This is a genomic window from Egbenema bharatensis FJBBOT/2019 (genome assembly GCF_048077055.1).
Taxonomy (GTDB): domain Bacteria; phylum Cyanobacteriota; class Cyanobacteriia; order Elainellales; family Elainellaceae; genus Egbenema; species Egbenema bharatensis.
Genome location: NZ_CP182236.1, coordinates 4,104,660 through 4,130,259, shown reverse-complemented (window position 1 = coordinate 4,130,259; position 25,600 = coordinate 4,104,660). Strand labels below are relative to the sequence as shown.

Annotated in this window: 23 protein-coding genes, 1 other RNA gene and 2 pseudogenes; 23 read left to right on the top strand and 3 right to left on the bottom strand. The window is 52.8% G+C overall.

What is annotated here, in order from left to right; genetic code table 11:
• The first annotated feature begins 14 nt into the window (after positions 1-14).
• The 5 genes and pseudogenes from ACM1PF_RS19100 to ACM1PF_RS19080 all read left to right on the top strand — a co-directional run bounded on the left by ACM1PF_RS19100 (position 15) and on the right by ACM1PF_RS19080 (position 2,329).
• Positions 15-203: a hypothetical protein gene (locus ACM1PF_RS19100; protein ID WP_416666246.1), complete on the top strand. Its 189-nt coding sequence runs from the start codon at positions 15-17 to the stop codon at positions 201-203.
• A 36-nt stretch (positions 204-239) separates the two neighbouring features.
• Positions 240-1,127 carry a segregation/condensation protein A gene (locus ACM1PF_RS19095; RefSeq protein ID WP_416666245.1) on the top strand — a complete coding sequence of 296 codons (888 nt, stop codon included), beginning with the start codon at positions 240-242 and terminating at the stop codon, positions 1,125-1,127.
• A 42-nt stretch (positions 1,128-1,169) separates the two neighbouring features.
• An RNA gene (gene ffs, locus ACM1PF_RS19090) (signal recognition particle sRNA small type) lies at positions 1,170-1,266 on the top strand.
• A gap of 191 nt (positions 1,267-1,457) precedes the next feature.
• Positions 1,458-1,825 (top strand): annotated as a pseudogene (locus tag ACM1PF_RS19085) (phasin family protein).
• A gap of 30 nt (positions 1,826-1,855) precedes the next feature.
• Positions 1,856-2,329, top strand: coding sequence for a hypothetical protein (locus ACM1PF_RS19080; RefSeq protein ID WP_416666244.1), 474 nt, complete (start codon positions 1,856-1,858; stop codon positions 2,327-2,329).
• On the opposite strand, the gene ACM1PF_RS19075 is transcribed toward ACM1PF_RS19080, so the two are convergent.
• Positions 2,326-2,985, bottom strand: a complete 660-nt coding sequence (locus ACM1PF_RS19075; RefSeq protein WP_416676724.1) for a molybdenum cofactor guanylyltransferase — start codon at positions 2,983-2,985, stop codon at positions 2,326-2,328. The two genes, ACM1PF_RS19080 and ACM1PF_RS19075, sit on opposite strands and share 4 nt — an antisense overlap.
• 334 nt (positions 2,986-3,319) lie before the next feature.
• On the opposite strand from ACM1PF_RS19075, the gene def reads away from it, so the two are divergent.
• Together def and ACM1PF_RS19065 are read left to right on the top strand one after the other, a co-directional pair.
• Positions 3,320-3,865: a peptide deformylase gene (gene def / locus ACM1PF_RS19070; protein WP_416666243.1), complete on the top strand. Its 546-nt coding sequence runs from the start codon at positions 3,320-3,322 to the stop codon at positions 3,863-3,865.
• A 181-nt stretch (positions 3,866-4,046) separates the two neighbouring features.
• Positions 4,047-4,307: a DUF7219 family protein gene (locus ACM1PF_RS19065; protein ID WP_416666242.1), complete on the top strand. Its 261-nt coding sequence runs from the start codon at positions 4,047-4,049 to the stop codon at positions 4,305-4,307.
• 5 nt (positions 4,308-4,312) lie between these two features.
• On the opposite strand, the gene ACM1PF_RS19060 is transcribed toward ACM1PF_RS19065, so the two are convergent.
• Positions 4,313-4,552: a hypothetical protein gene (locus ACM1PF_RS19060; protein WP_416666241.1), complete on the bottom strand. Its 240-nt coding sequence runs from the start codon at positions 4,550-4,552 to the stop codon at positions 4,313-4,315.
• A 178-nt stretch (positions 4,553-4,730) separates the two neighbouring features.
• Here ACM1PF_RS19060 and ACM1PF_RS19055 point away from each other — a divergent pair, with 178 nt between their 5' ends.
• From ACM1PF_RS19055 to mutS, 7 genes and pseudogenes are all read left to right on the top strand, one after another.
• Positions 4,731-6,803, top strand: a complete 2,073-nt coding sequence (locus ACM1PF_RS19055) for a prolyl oligopeptidase family serine peptidase (RefSeq protein ID WP_416666240.1) — start codon at positions 4,731-4,733, stop codon at positions 6,801-6,803.
• Between the two features lie 215 nt (positions 6,804-7,018).
• Positions 7,019-7,678, top strand: coding sequence for an ABC transporter ATP-binding protein (locus tag ACM1PF_RS19050; RefSeq protein ID WP_416676722.1), 660 nt, complete (start codon positions 7,019-7,021; stop codon positions 7,676-7,678).
• A gap of 67 nt (positions 7,679-7,745) precedes the next feature.
• Positions 7,746-9,194, top strand: a complete 1,449-nt coding sequence (locus ACM1PF_RS19045) for an HlyD family efflux transporter periplasmic adaptor subunit (protein ID WP_416666239.1) — start codon at positions 7,746-7,748, stop codon at positions 9,192-9,194.
• A gap of 61 nt (positions 9,195-9,255) precedes the next feature.
• Positions 9,256-9,528 (top strand): hypothetical protein, encoded by a 273-nt coding sequence (locus ACM1PF_RS19040; protein WP_416666238.1) that lies wholly within the window; start codon positions 9,256-9,258, stop codon positions 9,526-9,528.
• Positions 9,492-11,618 (top strand): ABC transporter permease, encoded by a 2,127-nt coding sequence (locus tag ACM1PF_RS19035; RefSeq protein ID WP_416666237.1) that lies wholly within the window; start codon positions 9,492-9,494, stop codon positions 11,616-11,618. The genes ACM1PF_RS19040 and ACM1PF_RS19035 overlap by 37 nt, the downstream gene beginning before the upstream one ends.
• Before the next feature lie 225 nt (positions 11,619-11,843).
• Complete coding sequence (locus ACM1PF_RS19030) at positions 11,844-12,287, top strand: CAAD domain-containing protein (RefSeq protein WP_416666236.1); 444 nt, start codon at positions 11,844-11,846, stop codon at positions 12,285-12,287.
• A gap of 127 nt (positions 12,288-12,414) precedes the next feature.
• A pseudogene (gene mutS / locus ACM1PF_RS19025) lies at positions 12,415-15,251 on the top strand (DNA mismatch repair protein MutS).
• Positions 15,252-15,495: 244 nt separating this feature from the next.
• On the opposite strand, the gene ACM1PF_RS19020 reads toward mutS, so the two are convergent.
• Positions 15,496-17,076 (bottom strand): flavin monoamine oxidase family protein, encoded by a 1,581-nt coding sequence (locus ACM1PF_RS19020; protein ID WP_416666235.1) that lies wholly within the window; start codon positions 17,074-17,076, stop codon positions 15,496-15,498.
• Between the two features lie 673 nt (positions 17,077-17,749).
• Here ACM1PF_RS19020 and ACM1PF_RS19015 point away from each other — a divergent pair.
• The 9 genes from ACM1PF_RS19015 (at position 17,750) to ACM1PF_RS18975 (ending at position 25,594) form a co-directional block, all read left to right on the top strand.
• The gene (locus ACM1PF_RS19015; protein ID WP_416666234.1) at positions 17,750-18,232 is read left to right on the top strand and encodes an MSMEG_0572/Sll0783 family nitrogen starvation response protein; all 483 of its coding nucleotides are present in this window, start codon (positions 17,750-17,752) and stop codon (positions 18,230-18,232) included.
• Positions 18,233-18,672: 440 nt separating this feature from the next.
• The gene (locus ACM1PF_RS19010) at positions 18,673-19,764 is read left to right on the top strand and encodes a Nit6803 family nitrilase (protein WP_416666233.1); all 1,092 of its coding nucleotides are present in this window, start codon (positions 18,673-18,675) and stop codon (positions 19,762-19,764) included.
• Entirely contained in the window at positions 19,709-20,794 is a 1,086-nt protein-coding gene (locus tag ACM1PF_RS19005) for an MSMEG_0568 family radical SAM protein (RefSeq protein ID WP_416666232.1), read from the top strand. Before ACM1PF_RS19010 ends, ACM1PF_RS19005 begins: the two co-directional genes overlap by 56 nt.
• Before the next feature lie 29 nt (positions 20,795-20,823).
• The gene (locus ACM1PF_RS19000; protein ID WP_416666231.1) at positions 20,824-21,330 is read left to right on the top strand and encodes an MSMEG_0567/Sll0786 family nitrogen starvation N-acetyltransferase; all 507 of its coding nucleotides are present in this window, start codon (positions 20,824-20,826) and stop codon (positions 21,328-21,330) included.
• A gap of 111 nt (positions 21,331-21,441) precedes the next feature.
• Entirely contained in the window at positions 21,442-22,551 is a 1,110-nt protein-coding gene (locus ACM1PF_RS18995; protein ID WP_416666230.1) for a sll0787 family AIR synthase-like protein, read from the top strand.
• A complete protein-coding gene (locus ACM1PF_RS18990) occupies positions 22,544-23,716 on the top strand; it encodes an MSMEG_0565 family glycosyltransferase (RefSeq protein ID WP_416666228.1) in 1,173 nt (390 codons plus the stop codon). The genes ACM1PF_RS18995 and ACM1PF_RS18990 overlap by 8 nt, the downstream gene beginning before the upstream one ends.
• Positions 23,691-23,978, top strand: coding sequence for an MSMEG_0570 family nitrogen starvation response protein (locus ACM1PF_RS18985; protein WP_416666226.1), 288 nt, complete (start codon positions 23,691-23,693; stop codon positions 23,976-23,978). The genes ACM1PF_RS18990 and ACM1PF_RS18985 overlap by 26 nt, the downstream gene beginning before the upstream one ends.
• 156 nt (positions 23,979-24,134) lie before the next feature.
• Positions 24,135-24,680, top strand: coding sequence for a CHRD domain-containing protein (locus tag ACM1PF_RS18980; RefSeq protein ID WP_416666224.1), 546 nt, complete (start codon positions 24,135-24,137; stop codon positions 24,678-24,680).
• Positions 24,681-24,991: 311 nt separating this feature from the next.
• Entirely contained in the window at positions 24,992-25,594 is a 603-nt protein-coding gene (locus ACM1PF_RS18975) for a sigma-70 family RNA polymerase sigma factor (RefSeq protein ID WP_416666222.1), read from the top strand.
• The last annotated feature ends 6 nt before the right edge of the window (positions 25,595-25,600 follow it).

The following is a 25,600-nucleotide window of genomic DNA, read 5'->3' as shown; positions in this document are numbered from 1 at the left end:
CTGAACTCGCAGCAATGATCAATCCGAACGAGATTACCCAATGCCTCAATTTAGCCAGGGCACTTGACCTGATTACATCTAGTCGCACAGTGGGCGGTGTCTTATATGTGTATAATTCAGCAGGACACGCGAAATCCTGGGATAGCTTTATGGCGGAATATCCGCTAGAGCGGTTACAGGCAATGGTGAAGAAACGAACCTAGCCCGGATACGAACCCAACCTACCAGAAATTTGACCTATGGCGACCTCCCTGGCTCAGAATGCGATCGCCCTGCTGATCGATTTGGCAGAGCGGGGAGAGATTGACCCCTGGAACGTGAAGGTGATCGAGGTGATCGATCGCTTTCTCAGTAAGCTACAACCGGGGAAAGTTGCCACTGTCGAAAGTGATGGGCGTTCTCCCTACGAGTCTGATTTAACTGAATCGGGGCAGGCATTTTTGTATGCCTCAATGCTGCTGCTCCTGAAGGCGGATAGTTTGGTGCGTCAGGAGTTAGAAGCGGAACCAGCTGAAGAAGCGGAGATGGAATTTGGCGAAATGCCAGGGTTCGATGCGCCCCTACCGCCTAACCTGGAGCGTACCCTCCGTCGCCGTGCCGTTTCTCCGCCCACCCCCAACCGCAGAGTCACCCTGCAAGAGCTAATTGGTCAGCTCAACGTCATGGCCGCTGCGATTGCCGAGCATACCCCCCGTCGGCTCAGTGCCCGTCGGCCGCGCCCCCAGACGCGCAGTCAAGCCATGCGGACGATCGCCCAACTGGCGCACCATGAAAATTTGTCGGAGATTGCCACCATTCTGGAGCAGTTTCTCGCCGATTATTGGCAAGCCGAAGCGGAGGAAAGCTGGCTCGACTTTGAAGAACTCCTCACCCTCTGGATCTCCACCCAATCTCAACAGAGTGCCAAATCTAAGAAACTAGCGCAGCCTGTACCCGATGGGGAAGCTTCAGGGGCATCCGATGTTCACGATCGCGTCGGCGTATTTTGGGCGCTGCTTTTCCTTTCTGCCCAATCCAAAGTTGAGCTGAACCAGGAAACTTTCTATCAAGACCTGAAAGTCCGCCAACTTCACCCTGAAGAGGTGGTAAAGCCGATCGACGCTCCCAGCTATGTTCTCCCCGATTAACTCCCAGCCCCAATTAACTCCCAATTGTGTTATGCTGAGGCAGACTCGGATTCATGCGATTACAACGCCCAAATCTTGTCAGGACCGGAAGGTAGCAGCAATACGGGATGCTTGTAATAGGCGTGAACTCCGGGTCGCTTTTTTTGGTCTCTAGAATCTCTCTGGATGCGCCTGATGTTGCCGTTGCTGCGGGTTCAGTTTTCCCCACTTAAATAGATGTAAATCTGCCATAGGCAGTTTGATGAATTTGCTCCTATGCTAAAAGCAATGGTCTTTTCCTCAGGGATGAAAGACGGTTCCGGTGTTGGAGCATAAGGAGTTATAGAAAGAATGGCTGGTTTTAACGATTTAGTGCAAAAAGCATTTTATTTAGGGGTTGGAGTCGCGTCCTACGCAGCAGAGCGGGCGGGTACAACCCTGGCTGACCTACGGGGACAGGCGCAAAAACTAGCTGATGAAATGGTGGCGCGGGGGGAGATGACCGCTGAGGATGCCCGTCGCATGGTCGATGAGATGGTCGCCCGGGCCAGGAACCAACCAACGCTCCCACCAGTCCCCAACAGCCGACCCAACCTCGCCGGATTGAAATCCTGGAAGAGGATGAACCCATTTCCGACCCGGAAGCCCAGGCAGTGGAAAACATGCGGGAACAAATTTCGCAGTTGCAGGAAGAATTGCGGCGGCTGAAGCGGGAATGATGAAGCAAACTTTGAAGAAGAACTTGAATCATGGATGACTGGCAAGACGAATGGATGAAGACCCTGGAAACCGTTGCCAATGATGTCGGGCAATTTTTTCAGGACATTGGTCAGGGTGTAGGGGAAACGGTAGATGCCCTGATTGAGTTAACAGATGAGATGGCTGAGGAGATGGAGCGGGCTGTGTCGCCGGGGTTTGAGCGGATCGATCGCCACATGGATGAATGGATCGATCCAATTTTGTATGCACTGGCGGGATTAGGCAGTTCGATCGATCACGCCATAGAACCCGTTACCCATACCGTTGAACCGATGTTGAATCAGCATCCGGTCTGCGTGGGCTGTCGCCACTACCACGGCCAGTCCTACAACGGGGTCATGCTGGTTTGTGCGATGCATCCCTACGGGATTGTCGATGAGTCGGAAACCTGCCCCGATAAAGAGCCGATCGTCTGGTCACTGCCCTCCAGGGACTTTTTTGATCATCCAGATGATTTCAATTAGTTCATTCTCTGCGCTTCAGCCTTTTTGACATCCTCCGGCGTGTTGCAGTTAAACAGCATTTGCGGCTCAGGTAGGGAAAGCTCCTGCACGGACTGGTGGGAGAGCCAGCGTTGAAACGATCGCCCTCCTTCTGGAATGAAGGCTTCTAGCGACTCTAAACACCGACAGCGGTAAAAGCCACAGAGAGCTTCCCACCACCCGTTAGGATGTCGAGGCAGGAGGGCGATTGTGTCCGCGTTTGCCAGGGGCAGTTGGGCGATCCAATCCTGCAAAATCTCAGGCTGGAGATAGGGTAGATCGCAGGCTAACAGTAAGACCCACTCCGATCGCGGCTGGACTGTTTGCAAATGGGTGAGTCCCTGGGCAAATCCCACCAGGGGGCCATGCTGGGCGAACAGCGGATCGGAGGAGGTTTGTTCTTCGATTAACTCAATACCATCTCCAACGATCGCCCGATAGCGATCGACCCAGGGAGTGATGACGTACACCGCATCAGTGCATTGTTGCGCCACCTGACAGACGTGCTGCAACATCGGCACCTGCCCCACCTGAAGTAATGCTTTATCCTGCCCCATCCGCGAACTTTGCCCTCCCGCTAAAATCAGGGCACTGAGCCAGGTTCGGGTGGCTTCGGGGGAAGAGTCGTTCGATCGCATTGCCGATGGGAAAGTTTCCATACCTGAAATCATGCCTGAATTTCGATAAGCTAGATTCACTAGATCGCAAAACCTGTTTAGATCCCCCTTAGCCTCCTTTAAAAAAGCTACGGTGTACACACAAGTTATCGGCTCTAGCCACGACTGGGTTTGATCCTCCCTAACCCTCCTTAAAAAGGAGGGAACCGGATTAGAAGTCCCCCTTTTTAAGGGGGATTTAGGGGGATCTATCAGGGTTTGAGCCTCTCAGCCAAGATCTGTGTACACCGTAGCCCTTAAAAAAGGGGAACCGAGCCGAACGAGATTTCTGAAAGACTTGCAGGAACTGTGAATTATGGCAAAGCAGCTACCGATTTTGCAACTGGGAGATCCTATCCTACGACAGATTTCCCAGCCCGTTGCCTCTCCAGGGGATGACTCAATCCAAACCCTGAGCAATCATCTGCTCACAACGCTGAGGCAGTCCAATGGTGTGGGCATTGCAGCCCCCCAGGTGGGACAGCTTCACCGCTTGCTGATCGTAGCTTCTCGTCCTAATCTTCGCTATCCTAACGCGCCTGAGATGAAGCCAACGGTGATGATAGATCCCCAAATCCTGGCCCACTCGGACGAAACCGTGAAGGATTGGGAAGGCTGTCTCAGTATTCCAGGCATTCGGGGACTGGTGCCCCGCTACACCGAGATTGAGATTGAGTATACGACAGCGAAGGGGAAACACAAACGACAGTACCTGACCGATTTTGTTGCCCGGATTTTTCAACACGAACTGGATCACTTGAATGGTCTGGTGTTCCTCGATCGCCTGGAAAGTATTCAGGATGTAATCACTGAACAGGAATACATGAAGCGGGTCGTTCCAACCACCAGCGAACAGCCATAAAGGACGGAATAAAAGGTGGAAGCATCAGGGGCGATCGAGGGTTAAAAAGCGGCGGCTATTGGTCAAAAAATGGCAGTCAAAGCCCCTAAATTCCTTCCATTAGGGTTTTTCACTCAAGGGCTGTTAAGGTAATGTAGGATTAACTGCAAAATTTCTTAATAAGAGCATTCCCACACCAACCATGAGTGATTCCAACAACCCCGACAAGGATAGTTTCTTATATCCTCGCAGTAAATTTCGCGGGGAATTTACGCCGGAGAACCTGGTGTTTGATTCCAACTTGCAGGAATTTGCCCAGCGCGTTTCGATTATTTGTGGGCTGGAAACCAACGGTAAACTCTCTCCCCACGATGCTTACGAGGAAATCAAGAAGATATATAAGGATCTCAAGAACAGCAAGAAAGAACTCGGCATTGGTCAACCGCCTCCGGAAGAGAAGTGAGGAGCCTAATCTAGCAATTCAAAATCTTGGGGTGGCAGAGATAGCAGCACGTCACCCGGTTCAATTTGAATAATCCATCTCCCGGTCGGTTGCCCGTCCAGGAGTTCTTCCTGACTAATCACAATCCCAATTTCTCCGGCAGCATAATCGGGCTGGAGAACCCTGACTCTTGCCCCTATTTGAATACGGTCTGGATCATTCACACTAATTTTGAAATAAAACGGACTGAGATAAGAACGGATCATAACCTTTTCTTAACCTAAATCATCATACTGCTGCTCATGGTGTTTCTATCTATAATTTCCGGCAGAGATTAAAAACACAATTTGTCTAAAGGGAGATCTCCTGCATCCGGCAGATCCGTTTGCCCCAGGGAACTGGTTCGATCGATAAGATAAAAACTGTTGCGCAAAATTGTCAATTATGCCTCTTCATTCCTACCCCGCTACCCATCAGGCAGAACAAGTCGATCAATATCACGGCATTTCAGTGGCTGACCCCTACCGCTGGCTGGAAGATCCCAATTCTCCTGAAACCAGGGAGTGGATTGAGGCGCAAAATCAGGTGACCTTTGCCTACCTGAACACCATTCCGGTGCGAGAAGCGATCCGGCAGCGGATTACCACCCTCTGGAATTACGAGAAGTACGGTACGCCCTTCAAAAAAGAAAGCAGCTACTTCTACTTCAAAAACGATGGGCTGCAAAACCAGAGTGTGCTGTACACCCTGCCCAGCCTGGAGGCAGAACCCAGGGAATTACTGAATCCCAATACCCTCTCGGAGGATGGGACGATCGCCTTATCAGGATTAGCGATTAGCGAAAATGCCCGATATTTAGCCTACGGATTATCCACGGCGGGTTCCGATTGGCAGGAATGGAAAGTTCGGGATGTGGAAACGGGGGAAGACCTGGAGGATCACCTGAAGTGGATCAAGTTCTCTGGAGCCAGTTGGACGGATGACCACGCAGGATTTTTCTATTCCCGCTACGATGAGCCAGATGAGTCCAGCAAATTAGAGCAGGTCAATTATTTTCAGAAGCTTTACTACCACCGTTTGGGTACGTCCCAACTGGATGATGTCCTGGTCTACGAACGCCCTGATGAGAAGGAGTGGGGCTTTAGTGGATCAGTGACGGAAGATGGGCGGTATTTAATCGTGACGATCTGGAAAGGCACGGATTCCAAAAACCTTCTGTTCTACAAAGATCTGAGCGATCCCAAAAGTCCGATGGTGGAATTGATCAACACCTTTGAAGCCAGCTACAGCTTTGTGGACAACGATGGCTCTACGTTCTGGATTCAAACCGATCGAGAGGCTCCGCGCGGTCGGGTGCTGGCGATCGATCTGACCAATCCTGATCCCGCTAACTGGCAAGAATTGATTCCCCAATCAGACGAAACCCTGGAGGGCGTAGGGCTGCTCAACAATCAGTTCATCGCCTCTTACCTGAAGGATGCCCATACTCAGGTGAAAATTTTTAACCTGGATGGCTCGTTCGTTCGGAATGTGACGCTGCCTGGACTGGGTTCCGCAGGCGGATTCGGCGGCAAGCGATACGACACAGAAACCTTCTATAGCTTCACCGGATTCACTACCCCCACCACCATCTACCGCTATAACCTGGCGACCGATGAAAGTACGATCTTTCGTCAGCCGAACGTGGACTTTAACCCGGAGGATTACGAAACGCGGCAGGTGTTTTACGCCAGCAAGGATGGGACTCAGGTGCCCATGTTCATTACCCACAAAAAGGGCTTGACCTTGAACGGTACTAATCCCACCTATCTCTATGGTTACGGCGGCTTCAATGTGTCCCTGACTCCCTCCTTCTCGCCCAGCAATCTGGTATGGATGGAATTGGGTGGCGTATACGCAGTGGCAAACCTGCGGGGCGGCGGTGAGTACGGCGAAGAGTGGCATCAGGCGGGCATGAAGCTGAAGAAGCAGAATGTGTTTGATGATTTCATTGCGGCAGCGGAATGGCTGATTGCCAATCAATACACCGCTCCAAAACACCTGGCGATCGCCGGAGGCAGTAATGGTGGTCTGTTAGTGGGAGCCTGTATGACCCAGCGTCCAGAGCTATTTGGCGCAGCGTTACCCGCCGTGGGAGTGATGGATATGCTGCGGTTTCACAAGTTTACGATCGGCTGGGCCTGGTGTCCGGAATACGGTTCCCCCGATCAGCCAGAGGAATTCAAGGTTCTCTATTCCTACTCTCCCCTCCACAACCTCAAACCTGGCACGGCTTACCCCGCAACGCTGATTACAACCGCCGATCACGACGATCGCGTGGTTCCCGCCCACAGCTTTAAGTTTGCCGCTGCCCTGCAAGCAGCCCATGCTGGAGATGCCCCAGTTCTGATTCGGATTGAAACCAAAGCGGGTCATGGTGCTGGAAAACCGACGGCCAAAATTATTGAGGAAATTAGCGATCGTTGGGCGTTTTTGGTGCAGGTCTTAGGATTGGATGCCGCTGCCCAGGATGGGTGAATGCAGCTGCGATCTTTGCGATCTTAAGGAATGTGATCACTTCACAGAAACCCCAGATTTCTTATTTAAGCTGGTAGCATCAGGTTTCACAGCTTGCAGCTTTGGCTGCCAGACCAGACTTTATGGTGCGGAATCGGCAGGAATCAATATCCTCCTCCAACCTGGCCCCACCCGGAGTCAGCTTTCATGTGCAAGATCTCTCCAAGGTTTACCGCATGGGGGAAGTGGAAGTTCATGCCCTGCGATCGGTGGATCTGGATCTATACGATGGTGAATTTGTCGTGATTCTGGGCCCATCGGGGAGCGGTAAGTCTACTCTGCTGAATATTCTGGGTGGATTAGATGTGCCAACCCACGGGCAGATCTTCTTTCACCACCACGATTTAACCCACGCCAACGATGCCCAACTGACGCGCTTTCGGCGAGATTGTGTGGGTTTTATTTTCCAGTTCTATAACCTGATTCCCAGCTTAACGGCGCGGGAAAATGTAGCCCTGGTGACGGAAATTGCCCGTGCCCCCATGCGTCCAGAGGCAGCGTTAGAACTGGTGCATCTCAGCGATCGGCTCGATCACTTTCCCGCCCAACTATCCGGTGGGGAGCAGCAGCGGGTGGCCATTGCCAGAGCCATTGCCAAACGGCCAGAGGTCTTACTCTGCGATGAACCGACGGGGGCATTAGATTACAGCACCGGAAAACTGGTTTTGGATGCTCTGGCCAATGTGAACCGTGAACTGGGTTCTACCACCGCAGTCATTACCCACAATGCCGGAATTGCCGCCATGGCCGATCGCGTCGTGACGATGCGGAGTGGGGAAGTGACCCACATCGATCGCAACGAAACGAAAGTATCGCCTTCGGAGTTGGAGTGGTAAATCGTTCACTTGAAACCTGGCCCGCTTGAATAAACCAGCAGTCGCACAACCCCAGGGAGCGGTTGTCATGAAGCAACGTCCTACCCCCTTGCCCGATCATTCCCCTCAAGAAACGCCAGCGGAGACGAACCATCACCGCAAACTGCGATCGCGTCCTCCCTGGCAGCGGCTACCAAAACACTGGAAGAAATGGCTGCTGTATGGTGCCTTGGGCTTTGGGGCAGTCGTGCTGCTGGTTACTTTGTTTCGACCGTCGCCCATTTTGGTGGATACCCATCCCGTCCAGCGAGGAGAATTACAGGTGACGGTGGATGAGGAAGGGAGAACCCGAGTCCGCGATCGATACACCGTTGCGGCTGGAGTCAATGGTCATCTGGAACGCATTAACCTGAACGAAGGCGATCCAATCGAACAGGGGCAAGTGGTCGCTCAAATTGATCCACTCCCCATGAACACTCAGGTTCAAGAAGCATTGGGACGACTGGCGGAATGGCGATCGGAACGGCAGGGGGTGGATACGCAACGACCGAAACCGGAGGCGATCGATCAGGCACGAGTCCGAATTCAGGCGGCAGAAGCTAACCAACGGCAGGCTGAGGCACGGGTGGCTCAGTCCCAGGCTGCTCTGGAACAGGCTCAACGGGATGCTCAACGGGCAAGGGAACTGGAAACAGCGGGGGTGATTCCTCGACAGGATCGGGAGGCAGCGGAACTGAACGAAACCACCAGAGCCAGGGAATTGGATGCAGCAATATTAGCGGCCAATGCAGAAGCCTCTGCGGTGGAAGTGGCCCGGGCGGAACTGGCGGTATTGCAGCAGGAACAGACTGATCCGGATTATCTGCTCAGGGTATACGATGCCCGAATTGCCAGTACGGAAGCAGAATTATCTCGACTACGCGATCGAGCGGCCAGAACCAATATCTATGCTCCGGTGTCTGGACGGGTACTGAGAATTCAACAGCGCAGTGCCCAGTTTGTCAGTGAGGGAACGCCTCTACTGGAGATTGGTAATGTGTCGCAGCTCGAACTGGTGATTGATGTTCTTTCAGCGGATGCGATGCGAATTCGACCAGGAAACCCGATCTGGATTGCAGCGGGGAATTCAGAACCCATTGCAGCCAGGGTGCGATTGGTTGAACCATCCGCCTTTACCCGAGAATCTGCCCTCGGCGTAGAAGAACAGCGCGTCAATGTGATTGGCGATTTTGTTGATGCAGTCAATCCAAATGATGCAGGCTTTGGGGATGCCTATCGCGTCGATGCTCAAATCGTGGTTTGGGAAAGTGAGGATGTGCTGAAGGTTCCCCTCAGTGCCCTATTTCGCTGTGAGCAATCTGCCTGGTGTACGTTCGTGGTGGAGGGCGATCGATCGCAGCAACGGCAAGTGGAAATTGGGCAGCGCAGCCACCTGGAGGCGGAAGTTCTGGATGGATTACAGGACGGGGAAGTGGTGATTCTGCATCCAACGCGGGCGATCGAGGATGGTAGTCGGGTGAGGGGACGGGATGAGTAATAGACTGTCACCGAATGGCAGATTCGTTTCACGCTAAATTGCATTCATTAAGCCATTTCCCATGAAACCCCTCGATCGCAAACTACTCCGGGACTTAACCCACCTGAAGGGACAAATTTTGGCGATCGCCCTGATTGTGGCCTGTGGGATTGCCAGCTTTGTGTCGATGCAGACTTCCTATGAGTCGCTGGAGCTGTCGCAGTCTACTTATTACAACCAATATCGATTTGCCGATGTGTTTGGGCAATTGACCCGGCCCCCAATGGGCTGGCGCAGCCGATCGAAGCGATTCCGGGGGTGGCGCAGGTACAAACGCGGGTGGTGGTGGATGTGACGCTGGATGTGCCCGATCGCCCGGAGCCAGTCACGGGACGGTTGATCTCTATTCCCGAACAGCAAATGCCGATCCTGAATGATATTCACATCAGCCAGGGACGATACATTGAAGCGGGGCGATCGGATGAGGTGCTGGTGAGTCAGGCGTTTGCAGAGGCGAACCATCTAGAGCTAGGGGATACGATCGCGGCAGTGATCAACCGACGCTGGCAGCGGTTACGAGTGGTGGGATACGCCCTGTCGCCGGAGTATGTCTATGAGATTCGGGCAGGGGACTTTCTGCCGGATAATGAGCAATTCGGCGTGATGTGGATGGGGCGAGATGCCCTGGCAACGGCTTTTAACCTGGATGGAGCCTTCAATGACATCACCCTGACTCTGGCACCGGGAGCCAATCCCGATGAGGTGATTTTCCGGCTGGATCAAATCCTGGAACCCTATGGCGGATTGGGAGCCTACGATCGAGAGGATCAACTGTCCCATCGCTTCCTGGACGATGAAATTAGCCAGCTTCGCACCCAGGCGGTGATTATTCCTACGATTTTTCTGGCCATTGCCGCCTTTCTGCTAAACATTCTCCTGTCTCGCTTAGTCATTACCCAACGGGATCAGATTGCCGTCTTGAAAGCCTTTGGTTATGGCAACGGGGCGATCGGCATCCATTTCCTCAAGTTTGTGCTGCTGATTTCCCTATTGGGAGCGGCGATCGGCACTGGGGCAGGATTGTGGCTGGGTCAGGCGTTGAATCAGCTTTATATGCAGTTTTTCCAGTTTCCTCTGCTGGAATATCAAGTCAGTGTGGGGATGCTGCTAGGGACGATCGCCATTAGTACTGGAGCCGCCGTTTTGGGAGCCTTCGGTGCCGTTAAAAAAGCCGTTGCCCTGCCTCCCGCCGAAGCGATGCGTCCTGAACCACCCGCCACCTTTCGCCGCACCATCATGGAGCAGTTGGGCTTTCAACAGTTCCTTTCTCCAGTGGGACGAATTATTTTACGCAATCTAGAGCGCAAACCGATTAAGGCAATGCTGTCCATCGCTGGGATTGCGGTGGCGGTGGCGGTGCTGGTGGCGGGTCGCTATGTGTCCGATGTGATGGATTATCTGATGGATGTCCAGTTCGATCGGGCCCAGCGGGAGGATGTGACGATCGTGTTTAATGAGCCTCGTCCTGCCCAGGCGCGCTACGAGATCGCCCAGCTTCCGGGGGTTTTGTATGCAGAGCCATTCCGCACCGTTGCAGCGGAACTTCAGTTTGAGCATCGCACCTATAAATTAGCCATTACCGGATTAGAGCCGACCGGAGAACTGCGTAACCTGTTCGATCGCCACCTGAACCCGATCGATCTGCCCCTGGATGGGGTTTTGCTCACCAGTAAACTCGCTGAAATGTTGGGCATTCAACCCGGTCAGATCCTAACGGTCAATGTCCTGGAAGGGGCAAAACCCGTGCGCCAGATTCCCCTGATCGGCGTGGTGGATGAGATGGTGGGGCTGTCTGCCTATATGGATATCCATGCCCTGAATCAGTTGATGCGGGAAGGGGGGACGATTTCAGGTGCGTATTTAGCGGTGGATGCCCTGGAACTCGATCGCCTTTACGATCAGCTCAAACAAACCCCCACCGTCACCAGTGTGTTATTGCGCGAGAGTACGATTCGCCGCTTTCGAGAAACCATCACCGAAACCCGTGGCGCGATTACATCAATCCTGGTGGTCTTTGCCAGCGTCATCACCTTTGGCGTGATCTATAATGCCGCTCGAATTGCCCTGTCGGAACGGGGGCGGGAACTGGCAACCCTCCGCATCATCGGTTTTTCCCGGTTGCAAATTGCCGTCGTCCTCCTGGGAGAGCAAGCTGCCCTGACGATCGTGGCGATTCCCCTGGGTTTACTGCTGGGCTATGGACTGGCCGGTTTGATGTCCCTGGCCTTTGATACGGAACTCTATCGCCTGCCCCTGGTGATTAGCCGCACCACCTACGGCTTTGCCCTGGTTGTTACCCTGATAGCAGCCCTGGCATCGGGACTGATGATTGGCCGTCACCTCGATCGCCTGGATCTGATTGCCGTTCTCAAATCGAGAGAGTAATTTCCCATAACCAGACCCGATCCAGACTCGATCTAAAACAGATTCCGGCAATCCCTATTGCAATTCTTGGCACTCTGCTTTAGTGTCTATTATGTTCGTAAAATCTTAAACTCAACCCTTGTTGTAGATCACAATGGTTGCTTTAGAATACCCATTTAGTTCTATTCTAGACTGGGATATCCTCGCACATAATTAAAGGTAGCTGTCTCATTTCAAGGTATCACTATGGATCCTGAAGTAACTCAAGATACCAACTCCCCAGAGTATACAACGGAGAAGATGAACGTGACGATGAACAACGAAGACCCCGGCTCTTTAACAAAAGTCTCTACTCCCACCAATGAACAATGGAAAAGGATTGGGGAGCGCATTTCGGAGTTTTTGGCAGATTTACCAGAATATCTGGCTGAGTTTTTTGGGGAGTACAGACGACCCATTATCACTGTCAGCTTAGTGATTGGCGCATTGATCGCCGTTAAGCTACTGTTAGCCGTTCTGGATGCAATTAACGATATCCCCTTGCTCTCACCCTTGTTTGAATTGGTGGGTATGGGCTACACTGCCTGGTTTGTCTATCGGTATGTCTGGAAGGCAGAAAACCGCCAGGAACTGGTCAATGATTTCAATTCGCTCAAAGCACAAGTTTTGGGCACCAAGAGCCTGAGCTAGTCATTTTGATTTGCATCTCCAATCCTCGAATTCTTAGGGAGTTCGGGGATTTTATGTTTTATAGGGCAAAGTGCAAGGAATTTATAACGATACAATTCAACAAAGCAACGGTTCGTTTGTCCAAGCCATGCCTGACCAAGCCCCTTCTCCTCAAGCCTCCCCCGATCTTCTGGGTGATCTACCGGAACGCCTGGTAAAACATACGGTGCGCTATGCCGACCATCGATCGGTGGTGAATCGAGACGATCTGTCCCCGATGATGCGGCACTATGCCGAGATGAAGGATCAGTATCCCCATGCCCTGCTACTGTACCGGGTGGGGGATTTCTTTGAAACCTTCTTCCAGGATGCAATTACAGTGGCGCGGGAGTTGGAGCTGGTGTTGACCAGTAAGGATGCTGGACAGAAGATTGGCCGAGTGCCGTTAGCCGGGATTCCGCACCATGCCCTCGATCGCTACTGTGCCTTACTCGTTGAACGGGGCTATGCGGTGGCAATCTGCGATCAGACCGAAGATGCCGCAGATGCTCAGGGTCGATTAGTGCAGCGAGAAGTCACCCGTGTGATCACCCCTGGAACGGTCTTAGAGGAGGGGATGCTGAATGCTCGGCGCAATAATTACCTGGCGGCTGTGGTGATGGCTGGAAACCATTGGGGCCTGGCGATCGCCGATGTTTCTACCGGAGAATTTCTCACGACTCAATCCAGCGATCTGGAGCAGTTGACCCAGGAGTTGATGCGGCTGCAACCCTCCGAGATTCTGTTTCCCACGGATTTACCGGATCTGGGTAGTCTTCTCCGTCCGAGTCGGAATGACTCTAAAGCTGGCTTACCGGATTGTTTGCCATCTCAGTTCTGCTACACCTATCGCTCCCAGGCTTCCTTCACTCTGGTAGAAGCCAAACAGCGATTGTTGGAGAAATTTCGGGTGCGATCGCTGGAAGGGATGGGCTGTGAGCATTTGCCCCTGGCGGTACGGGCTGCTGGAGGATTGCTGGAATATCTGGATGATACCCTGAAGCGCGATCGGCGGTTAGAGGGTGAGAAAACGACTAGCTCAGTCCTGCTGCAACCCCTCTGCACCTATACCCTGAGCGAGTATCTGGTGATTGATCACCAAACCCGCCGCAATTTAGAAATTACCCAAACCGCCAGGGATGGCACCTACCACGGATCGCTGCTGTGGGCCCTCGATCGCACGGTGACGGCCATGGGTGGACGGATGCTGCGGCGATGGTTGTTGCAGCCCTTGCTGAACATTGCCACGATTCGGGCCCGGCAGGACACAATCCAGGAGTTAGTGGAAGATGGCAGCTTACGGCAGTCGCTTCAGCAGTTGCTCAAAAAAATCTACGACCTGGAGCGGTTAACCGGACGAGCCGGGACAGGCACAGCCAATGCGCGGGATTTGGTGGCTTTAGCCGATTCCTTATGTAAATTGCCGGAATTAGCGGCTCTGGTGGCGTTGGGGCGATCGGATTACTTCACGGCCCTGCAAACCGTTCCACCGGATTTAGAACAACTGGGCTATCGTCTCAAGGATCATCTGGTGGATGACCCACCGCTCTACTTGACCGAGGGCAACCTGATTCGCAGTGGGATTAATCTCCAACTGGACAACCTGCGCCAGCAAATTGAGTCCGATCAACAGTGGATCGCCCAACTGGAAGCCACCGAACGGCAGCGCACGGGGATTTCTAACCTGAAGGTGGGCTACAACAAAACCTTTGGCTACTACATCAGCGTCTCTCGCACCAAATCCAAGGACACCCCTCCCGATGGCTATATCCGCAAGCAGACCTTAACTAATGAAGAACGCTACATCACGATCGAACTGAAGGACAAGGAAACCGCCATCCTGAATGCCCGTACGGATCTGAATAAGCTGGAGTATGACCTGTTCATCAACTTGCGATCGGAGGTGAGCGAATACGCCGATGCTATCCGCACCGTTGCCCATGCGATCGCTTCCCTGGATGTCCTCTGTGCCCTGACGGAGGTGGCCATCTACCAGGATTATTGCCGTCCAGACATTGTCCCCACCCGCGAGATTCAGATTACCGACGGTCGCCATCCAGTCGTAGAACAGTCCTTACCGGCAGGGTTCTTTGTCCCCAATTCAACAGGGTTAGGGAATCAGGAGTCGGGAATCGGGATTCAGGAGAAAGCCAAACCAGAAGCAAGCAAGTCCACTAAACCTCCTGACTCCAACGCCTCCACCTCTTCCCCACTCCCCACTCCCCACTCCCCACTCCCCGATCTAATTATTCTGACGGGCCCCAATGCCAGCGGTAAAAGCTGCTATTTGCGGCAGGTGGGATTAATTCAATTAATGGCGCAGATGGGCAGTTTTGTCCCGGCTAAGGCAGCCCGGTTGGGGGTGTGCGATCGGATCTTTACGCGGGTGGGGGCAGTGGATGATCTGGCGACGGGACAATCCACCTTCATGGTGGAAATGAACGAAACAGCGAACATCCTCAACCATGCCACACCGAAATCCCTGGTGCTGCTGGATGAAATCGGTCGCGGCACGGCCACCTTTGATGGACTGTCGATCGCCTGGGCCGTTGCAGAACATCTGGCCAGTGAAATTGGGCCCGCACCATTTTTGCCACCCACTATCACGAACTAAACGAACTGGCCTCGATTCTGGACAATGTAGCGAATTATCAGGTGACGGTGAAGGAATTACCGGATCAAATTATTTTCCTGCATCAAGTCCAACCGGGAGGAGCCGATCGATCCTATGGCATCGAAGCCGGACGGTTAGCCGGACTACCCGCAACGGTGATCGATCGGGCGAAGCAGGTAATGACTCAGATCGAGAGGCATTCCCGAATTGCGGTGGGATTGCAGCGAAGTCAGCAAAAGGCAAAGGGTAAGAATGGGAAATATCTGGATAGGAGTAATCAAGAGGAATCAGATTCTCCCGCACAATTGGATATGTTTGGGGAGAATGATTGAATCGGGGATCGATTGAATTGGAGATCGATCGAACTGGGGATAGACCGAATTGAGTTCTGATGCTGCGGTGATGATTGGGAGACTGGGCGGGCAGGATGCCCACCCCACAAGAAGGTTGATTTAGTTCACTGGGCGGGCAAGATGCCCACCCCACAAGAGAGAAGGCAGAAGAGAGAAGGTGGAAGGTTATGTTTTAAGCCTTTCTTGCAGGCAAGATGCCTGCGCTACGGATATTTCTTACTCCTCACCCCACCCCCTGCACCCGACTGGCAATCCCCTCGATCGCCTCAAATGCCGAGAGTACCGAGCCTTCCTGCCAGCCCGTGAGATAGCTGAGGTGTTCTCCAGCCAGGAAAATGCGATCGTCGGGTTCCAGGAGGGTGAGATAGGCTGATTCCAGGTCTTCACTGTTCCAGCCCATCCAGCCGCCCTCGCTGTAGGGAACTTTGCCCCAGGCAATGCTGCACCCCGTGGTGGGAGAGACTTCGTTACCGTAGCCCGGATGGATCGCTTCACCCTCTTCGATCGCCTGCATCAACCGTTCTTCAGGGGACATCGGTTCCCAGCGGGAGGCAATGTCGTTACTCCAAATGTAGGCTCCAACGACAATGCCCTGGGTACTATGGAAGCCGCCAGAGGGATACCAGATCTGGGTAATATCCCGCGTCGTCCAGGAAATGCCGCCATAGATCTGGTAATCTTCCTCCCAAAAGCGGCGAGCTTGGAAAGCCACCTTCATAGCGTTGACGTAGCTCTGACTCCCGGCGGCGATCGCCTGTTGGTAAGCAGGGGAAAAGTCGGCATCGATTTGGGACAAGACGGACAGGGGGAAGGTGCAGATGGCGTAGTCTGCCTCCAGGGATTGTTCCGAGCCACTGGTTTTATCGGTATAGACAATCTGAACTCCGGCTGGCGTTTTGCGAATTTGGGATACCGCAGCGTTGTAGGTGATTAAATCCCCGATTTGCCGTTCAAATCCTCTGGCGATCTGATCCATCCCACCTACGGGTTGCAGCATCGTGGCCGCCTGATTAAAGCCTTCCGCGAATTGCAGCTTGAATCGCCAAAAGTCTGACCGCAGCAATTCCGATAAATCAATAGGCTCATTTCGCGTACCTACGACCGTTCCAGCCCCCGGCGGCACAACGTATCCAGCCCGTCCGGATCCCTGATAGGTCAGCAGATCCGGATCCAGATCCCCAAAGCTCCGTACCATTTCCAGTAAGCTCTCTCGATCCTCAGGGGAAATTTCGGCATCCAGGGCATTGCCATTCATGGCTTTGGCTAACAGTTCAGCCACAAATCCCCTCGTATCATTGGCAACCCGACGGTTGAGTACCGGCTTGCCCTCAAAGGCATTATCATCCTGGAAAAAGGCAGCCCGGTTGTCATTGACAATCACCTCCAGGGGCACCCCCAGTTCCTTGCAGTAGCTCAGGAGGTTGACATGGTGATAGGGAATTCGAGCCGGGCCGACATTGAAATACAGCGATTCATTGCGATCGAAGGGACAGGTTTGAGTACTCTCCATTTCACCGATCACATCGCCCCCCCGCACCGTCCAGTTCCGTCCGCCAGGGCGATCGAGGGCTTCCAGCACCGTGCAATCGTATCCCGCTTTAGACAGCTCATAGGCTGCCGTCAGTCCAGCCATCCCTGCTCCCAGAATCGCAATCTTGACTCCTTCCCCCGACTGAGCCACTAACTGAGGACGCTCTACCCCTCTAGCCGCCCCTGGCAACAGCCCCAGAGCTTTCATGTTGGTGAAAACCGCTGCTGCTCCACCCGCCCGACCTACCAATCTCAATAATGTTCGACGATTCATGATGCCCCACACGAATAGCAGTACAATCCACATCGCTCAAGGAAACGAAGCGGTGGCATTTGGCACGAACATGAACCTAACTGTTTTCCCTGGTTAAAAATGTATCGATCGCAGCGATTTACTCGGATTGGCTGGCAAATTTCTCGTGAGATCAGGACATCGCCCAAAGCACACCCGCATCCAAGTTTTAGGGAAGTGCCAGTTTCTAATGGGAGGGATTTGGCTATGTCCCTACTGTCTTTTTAAACAGGTTGACTGGACTTCAAATTAATTTTTTGAGCTTTCCTTGATACAATATCCCTGTCCTTAGCACCAGAGTTTGCCAATTTGTGACGAAAAGCACAAGACAAAACGGAAGGGACTCGTAAGCTGCGTTTAACTCTGATGCCCCTGAGCCATCAGGTTGTCTGTTTCCCTGACTCACTTGGAGATCTTATCCAACCTATTTAACGGATATCTCTACCTGAGTTGCCTTGATCGATCGGCTAAGCAAGTTAAGTTTTCAGGTTGTAGAAGCAGCAAGGCTAAGACAAATTTGAGTTTTGTTGAGCTTTAGTTCACTCAAGAACAATCCAGATGGGCATTGTCCTCGACATTTCGAGTGCTTTTCCCATGCCTTTGCTCCTGTACCTAAACTCCTGTCCGAACGTATAACTGAATCTAGGAGAAAGCAATGCCAGAAGTAACCGTTCCTGCTTACAAAAGCGGTGATTTCTTTGTCGATTACGAAGAAAAAGTATTTCCAGATGTGCAGGCTGATCCAGGAGAAAAAGCACTGATTACCTTCCACACCGTCGCGTTTGAAGGTTCGATCGGTCTGGTGAACATGCTGCAAGGATTGCGGCTCCTGCGGAAAGGGTTTGAAACCTCGATCCTGCTCTACGGCCCTGGTGTGACTCTGGGCATTCAGCGCGGCTTTCCCACGCTGGGGGATGAAGCATTCCCCGGACACCAGAACTTTGCCAACCAATTGACTAAATTTATGTCGGAAGGCGGTAAGGTGTATGCCTGTCGTTTCGCATTGCAGGCTCTGTACGGCCATGGTGAACCGTCGCTAGTTCCTGGTATTCGTCCTATCAGTCCGTTAGACGTTCTGGATATTATTCTGATGCACCGTAAGGATGGGGCGTTTATTTTGGATACGTGGACGTTGTAAGAGAGGACTGAGGACTGAGGACTGAGGACTGAGGACTGGGTAAAGGAAAGGATGGAGTAGGAAGTCGGAGTTTCTTTACTTTTTTCGGTTTTCTATCTTCTGCCTTTATGAGGGCTGAAGCCTTGAACTGTGGCTTTGTGGAATGGTTCAGGTTTGCTGAATTGGGCGGGCAATGCTCACCCCACAGGCGGAAAGACAGAGAGCGGAACTGAAACTCTTCTCATTGCATCCTTTTTCCAACTTCATCCTTTCCTCTCCTCGCCCTCTTTGTTTGGTGGGCACTGCCTACTACTTTGTTTGGTGGGCACTGCCCACCCTACTACTTTTCTCACCTCACTCCCCCCTCCCCTCTCAGTCCTCAGTCCTCAGTCCTCAGCACTCAGTCCTCAGCACTCAGTCCTCAGCACTCAGTCCTCAGTCCTCAGTCCTCGGAGAAAACTATGAACTACTCACGATCGATTCGAGCAGCGGCCGTACAGTTGAGTCCGGTTCTGTTCAGTCGGGATGGTACGACGGAAAAAGTGTTGCAGGCGATCGCTGATGCAGCAAAGGAAGGGGTGGAACTCATCGTTTTTCCAGAGACGTTTGTGCCGTACTATCCCTATTTTTCCTTTGTCCAGCCTCCGGTTTTGATGGGGAAGGAGCATCTGCGGCTGTATGAGGAGGCAGTAGAAGTGCCCAGTCCTGTCACGGATGCGGTGAGTCGAGCGGCGCGTTCCTATGGCATGGTAGTGGTGCTGGGCGTGAATGAGCGAGATCATGGCTCGCTGTATAACACCCAACTGGTGTTTGATGCCGATGGGGCTTTACGGCTGAAACGGCGCAAAATTACGCCCACCTACCATGAGCGCATGGTGTGGGGGCAGGGGGATGGGGCGGGTTTGACCACGGTGGAGACCGCAGCGGGAACGATCGGCGCGTTGGCCTGCTGGGAACATTACAACCCGATGGCTCGATTTGCGTTAATGGCGCAGCATGAGCAGATTCACTGTTCGCAGTTTCCCGGTTCGATGGTGGGGCAAATTTTCACTGAGCAGATTGAAGTAACGATTCGGCATCACGCGCTGGAGTCGGGGTGTTTTGTGGTGAATTCAACGGGATGGCTGTCGCCGGATCAGGTTCAGCAGATTACTCCCGATGAGAAGCTGCATCGCGTCTTGAATGGAGGTTGCTTTACGGCGATCGTCAATCCAGAGGGAACGTTGTTGGGAACGCCGATCACGGAGGGGGAAGGGATGGTGATTGCTGACCTGGATTTTTCCCTGATTACGAAGCGTAAGCGGATGATGGATAGCGTCGGACACTACGCTCGTCCTGACCTGTTACAGCTCACCCTAAATCCTCAGTCCTGGAATTCCCTCAACCCATCCACAACCAGCTCAATGCCATCTGCAATTGGGCAGGGACAGAACGCACATGGGAATGGGAATACTCCTATGGAAAATTCCATTCCAAATCAGGCAGAAATACAAAGCAATGAACAAACAGCAGCTAATTACGGAGCTTCAGTCCTACGGACTCAGAATGATTGATGAGGTGGGTTCATCGGGACGCAAGGGAGGGGCTGGGCCGTCAGATCATAAGGCAGTGACGATCGACGGTACAACGGTGATGGTTCCGGTGTACACCGAGTCGGCAACCCAATCGCCCTATACCGTGATCACCGATTCAGGAAAGGGGCAGGGCACTTTGCAGCGGCATCAGGAGCCGATCGCCCCGATCAGCTTTCCCCATCAGCCCAAGTTTTACAGTCTCACAACGGCGGATGGCATTCCCTACTGGAAAATTGCGTTACTTCACAGTCAGAATGTCCTGGCGACAACGGTTCTACAGACTTGCATGCGCTATCGGGATTCAGCTACCGCCTGTCAGTTTTGCGCCATTGAGCAATCCCTGGCGGCCGATCGCACCATTGCCCGCAAGACCCCAGCCCAGTTAGCGGAGGTAGCTGAAGCCGCTGTCCGGTTGGATGGCGTACAGCACATGATTATGACCACGGGTACACCCAACACAAGCGATCGCGGTGCAGCTTATTTAACGGAATGTGCCAGTGCAATCAAACAGCGGGTGGATTTACCGATTCAGGCCCAGTGTGAACCGCCGGATGATTTTGTCTGGTTTGAGCGAATGCAGGCAGCGGGGGTGGATAGTCTGGGAATGCATTTGGAGGCAGTGACTCCGGCTGTGCGGCAAAAAATTATGCCAGGTAAAGCCGAGGTTCCCCTCTCCCATTATTTCCGAGCGTTTGAGTCAGCGGTGCAGGTGTTTGGCTGGGGTCAGGTGAGTACCTATCTGCTGGCGGGTCTGGGGGATGAGTTATCCGATATGGTCGAGATGTGCGATCGGTTGATTCAGCTTGGCGTTTATCCCTTTGTGGTTCCCTTTGTTCCCATTACCGGAACGCCCCTGGCCAATCATCCTTCCCCCAACAGCGACTTTATGTTTACCCTGTATCAGCAGGTCGGTGCATTGTTGAAAAAATCAGGAATGGCTTCTGATCAGATGAATGCGGGATGTGCCAAATGCGGAGCCTGTTCTGCCCTGTCCAATTTTGAGAAGTAAGTCTGAGAAGTTACCCCCAGGCAGTCATCATGTCAAAATCCTCCTACCGGTTTCAACTGGCTCGATCGCCCGCCGAAATTGAAGCCTATTTTAATCTAAGACAACTGATCTTTTGCCAGGAACAAGGATTATTTCAAGACCACGATCGAGATGAAATTGATTGCATTGCTTATCCCATTGTGGCGATCGAACCTGATACCGATCAAATTATCGGTGTTGTGAGAATTTATGAACCGAAACCTGGAATCTGGTATGGCGGCAGATTAGGAACCCACCCAGACTTTCGCCGAGGATGGCAAATCGGCAAAGGATTAATCCATAAAGCCGTTACCACCGCGAATACCTGGGGCTGCGATCAATTTCTGGCCACCGTCCAATTACAAAACGTGCGCTTCTTCCAACGGCTCCACTGGCAATCCCTGGAGGAAATCTCCATCTGCGATCGACCTCACCATTTAATGGAAGCCGATTTGAACTACTATCCTGCTGGTACAGAAGTTCGTCCGACTGAGGCGATCGAGGTCAGAGCATCGTAGAGAGTGAGGAGTGGGGAGTGAGGAGTGAGGAGTAGGAAGTAGGGTGGGCACTGCCCACCGAGTAGAAGTCGTAGGGTAAGCTTTTTCTGACCTGTAGAAGGACAAATCAAGTTGTTAGCTGAACTCGCCCATCAATTAAAACAGTCGATCGGAATTTTGCACAAGCAAGATATCCAGATGATCGCTCAACTTGCTCCTTTTTCTGGTGTACAAAACTCATCCGCACTTCAACTTCAGCACCTTGCCCCTCCATCCCATCATTCGGTGGGCAGTGCCCACCCTACTCCTCGCTCACCCCTCACCCCTCACCCCTCACCCCTCCCTCACTCCTCACTCCTCACTCCTCACTCCTCACTCCTCCTCGGCGACGACTGCGCGGCCATCCCCGATGGTGACAGCTATTTACTTCTAGCGGCTGAAGGTATGATGCCGTTTTTTGTGGATGCCGATCCCTGGTTTGCGGGATGGAGTGCGGTGATGGTCAATGTTAGCGATATTTATGCGATGGGGGGACGACCGATCGCCGTGGTGGATACGATCTGGAGTCAGTCGGCAGCGCAGAGTCAGGCATTGCTGGCGGGAATGCGGGCAGCGGCGCAGGTGTATCAGGTGCCGATCGTGGGGGGACATACGAATGGGCATAGTCCGTACAATGCTTTGTCGGTAGCAATTTTGGGACGGGCGAATCGATTGATTACCAGTTTTAACGCGCAACCGGGCGATCGCTTGCTGATGGTGCTGAATCCGGATGGCAAAATGCATCCCCAATATCCTTTCTGGAATGCAGCGACGGAGGCTGATCCGGTACGACTGCGGCAAGATCTGGCGATTTTACCTGACTTAGCGGAGCGGGGGTTATGTGATGCGGGGAAGGACATCAGCATGGGGGGTGTGGTGGGAACGACCTTAATGCTGCTGGAAACCTCTGGCTGTGGGGCAGTGCTGGAGATAGAATCCATTCCCCAGGTGGCGGACTGTCCCCTGGAAAAGTGGTTGACCTGCTTTCCCAGCTACGGCTTTTTGTTGAGCGTTCGCCCGGAGCAAGTTGCCTCCATTCAGAGGTTGTTTCACGATCGCCATCTCCTCTGTGAAGCCATTGGTACAGTACAGCCCGGCTCAAAATTGGTGTTGCGATCGAACTCAGAATCGAACTCAGAATCGATCGAATTTTGGGATTTAGATCAAGATCCTCTGACTGGATTCAAACCCACCCATGCCTGAGAACCTTCGGATTGCCCTACTGACCTACTCCACCAAGCCCAGGGGGAGCGTGATCCATACCCTGGAATTAGCCGAAGCGTTGCAGGCGTTGGAGCATCATGTTTGTGTCTATGCGCTGGATAAAGATGGGTCTGGATTTCATCGCGCATTGAGTTGTGACTATGAGCTAGTTCCAGCCTATCCAGTATCTGGTGGGGTTGATAATTTAATTCGGCAGCGGATTCAGGAGTTTGTCGATTATTTATCTGATTCCCATCTGCAAGCTCGCGCCTATGATTATTTCCACGCTCAGGATTGCATCAGTGCCAATGCGTTATTAGCCTTACGCGATCGCCAAAAAATTCCCCACTTTATTCGCACGGTTCACCACATCGAGACCTACAACAGTCCCTACCTGAGACAATGCCAGGATCGATCGATTCTCAATCCTGATTTATGTTTGTGTGTCAGTCAGTATTGGCAATCGGCTCTGAAACAGCAGTATGGCATTGCCGCGCCACGAGTCATCAATGGTGTCAACCTCGATCGCTTTTCTGTTCATCCAATGGAGCAGGATCAGATCGTAAAGCAACAGTTTCAGATCACTGGAGATCCGGTCTACCTCACCGTTGGCGGCATTGAACCCCGCAAAAATTCGATCGCCCTCCTCCATGCCTTTGCTCAGGTTTTAGCACAGTATCCGCATGCCCAACTGATGATTGCAGGGGGCGCAACCCTGTTTGACTATCAGGACTATCGAGATCAGTTTTTTGCTGAAGTGGAGACAATGGGGATTTCAGTCGGCAAATCCCTACTATTACCTGGCGTGATTCCCGATGCACAACTGCCTGCCCTCTACCGCCTGGCCGATGCCTTTGTCTTTCCCTCGGTCAAAGAAGGTTGGGGATTAGTCGTGATGGAAGCGATCGCCTCTGGACTGCCGGTGATTACCGCCGATCAGCCCCCCTTCACCGAATTTCTTTCCCCCGATCAAGCCCTCCTGATCGATCCCGCTTCCCCCAATGCCATTGCCCAGTCCATGCTAAACGTGATTCAGCCTGCGGTTAGAACATCCCTGGTTAAACACAGCCGATCGCTCTGTGACACCTACACCTGGGCAGCGTCCGCTAAAATGCATATTAAGGAGTACAAAACGCTTTATGCCAGAAATTCGCTTTCAAGTTGAATGGCCCGATGGTTCCCAGGAAGCCTGCTATTCCCCTTCACTGGTGGTCAAAAAGTATTTCACGCCCGATCAGTCCTATGCTCTGGATGACTTTCTCGATCGATCGCGCACGGCCCTACACATTGCCAGCGATCGGGTGAAGGAGAAGTACGGGATGCCCTGTGGGTTAGCGTTGGGGCAACTCAAGGCGATCGAATCTAAGGTGAGCCAGTATCAGGATTTGCCGGAGCCGATGGTGCGGGTGGTGCGGTTCATTGAATAGGATCAGGAATCTCCCGTCTCTATGATCTCTGTGAATAGTCTCAATCTGAAAACTGCTGTAAATTGCAGTGCTCTCCCTGCATCCAAATCAATCACAGGTTCGTACATTAGCTGAACACTATTGACAACCCGTGATTTTTGAAGGTTTGGATCCCCTATGAACAAGGTCAAGCGGAATTTATTCTATATCCTGTTAGGTACGTTGACTGGCTTACTGCTGATTGCGAGTTCAAATTTCCCCTTTTCTTTGCCCCTATCTCCGGCCGCCGCTCAGGAAACACCCCCTCAAATCACTCGTTACGTTGCAGCCCTGACGCGATCGGATATTGTCCCTACTCCTGCATCCACCTCCGCCTTTGGTGCCGCCGGAGCAATTTTAGTGGGCGATCGCCTGGTGGTGCGGGGAGACTTCAGCAACCTGGCGGGTGAATTGCGGGACTATGCCACGGATCCGCTGGATCCACCAAATCCTAACATTACCTCAGCCGTCCATATCCATCAGGGTGCGCCGGATGTGAACGGGCCATTTCAGTACGCGCTCACCGTCAGCCCCGACAGCACGGGACGAGCGGGACGGTTTTCCGGAGACTACACCCTCACCCCTGAGCAGCTTCAGGCTCTGGCGAATGGCGAGTTATATGTGGATATTCACACAACCCGCAACCGGGGTGGAGAGCTACGGGGAATTTTCCAGCCTTACTAAAGATCAGGGATTATATACCCTGTGCAACGTTTTACTTCGCTGACTGGGCGGGCAAGATGCCCACCTCACAAGAATTTCAGGTTATTGAATTCGCATTTCTAAGGAATCTGCAATTCAATGGCATCCCAATTTTTGAAAAAATCGGCTGTAAGGGCGCACAGCTGTGCGCCCCTTCTAACGGGTATGTGATCTTGCCGCATCCTTCCAACCTCAGTTTTTTGAGCGGTAGAGGATAATATCCTTTAGATTTAGAGGGGGATACTCTCTGTTATGGGGAGTGTTCCCAAACGACGTTCTGTAACGTGTCCACAATGCATTCTGAGCAACCTGGGAATCCAGAAGTCTCGTCATCCAGCCTGCCATCCAGTCAGACCGATGCTGAATTGTTCCTCGCATTGAGGGAGGGTGAGGCGGCGGCGTTGGGTGTCATTTACGATCGCCATGCCGGGTTGGTCTACGGTCTGGCCTTGCAACTGTTGGGTAATCCACAGGAAGCAGAAGACTTAACCCAAGATATCTTCCTCTCCCTGACGCGCAGCTCATCCTATGATCCCAGTCGTGGATCACTCCGCACTTTTTTGGCCATCCTGACCCGATCGCGGGCCATTGATCGGATTCGGTCGCGCAACAGTAGACAGAAACTGGTCGATCGCTGGAATCCAGCCCCCCAGGAGGAACTTTCTGCCAATGCACCGCTTGAGCATCTCTTTCGCCATGAGCAGTCTCAGGAGGTACGGGAAGCCCTATCCCAACTGTCTGACAGCCAACAGCAAATTCTGCGGATGGCTTACTACGATGGTCTCAGTCAGTCGGAAATTGCTGCACAATTGGATATTCCCCTTGGCACCGTTAAAGCCAGAGCCAGAAGAGGGCTACTGAAACTCCGCCAAACCCTTACACCATCCATTCGATAGTACGGC